Origin of the sequence: Streptococcus sp. WM07, assembly GCF_004570525.1 — a bacterium.
Lineage (GTDB): Bacteria > Bacillota > Bacilli > Lactobacillales > Streptococcaceae > Streptococcus.
The window spans coordinates 1-370 of record NZ_SPPZ01000292.1 but is presented as its reverse complement, the minus strand read 5'-3'; the positions used below and the strand labels follow the sequence as shown (position 1 = coordinate 370).

Annotated in this window: 1 pseudogene; it reads left to right on the top strand. The window is 31.6% G+C overall.

Going from position 1 to position 370, the window contains the following annotated elements:
• A pseudogene (locus E4T71_RS10380) lies at positions 1 to 129 on the top strand (IS630 family transposase); the annotation flags it as partial.
• Between the last annotated feature and the right edge of the window lie 241 nt (positions 130 to 370).

The window sequence follows — 370 nt, the reverse complement described above, 5'->3', positions numbered from 1 at the left end:
AACAAAGCATTTAAATCATTGAATGACGTCATTGATCAGTTGCAAGAAGTTATCCAAAGCTTATCAACTACTCGCTTACGATCGATTGTCCATAGAGAATGGATATCTGCTAATTTTGATTCTGAATAAGTATTAAAATCTGAATAGATAAAAATAGCTTAGAGTCAGTGTCTAATGACAGGATTCTAAGCTACTTTTTTATTTCTAGGATGGCTCATGAAGCTTCTATATTATAAATATTAGATACCCGTTGTGCTAGTTGATTAACCATAAGCAAGTGAATACCTTAGACTAAAACCGTTCTCCATTTGACTTTGATGAAGTAGTAAGGAATATGTTAATAAGATTGCCTCCACTTTAAATTTTAAAG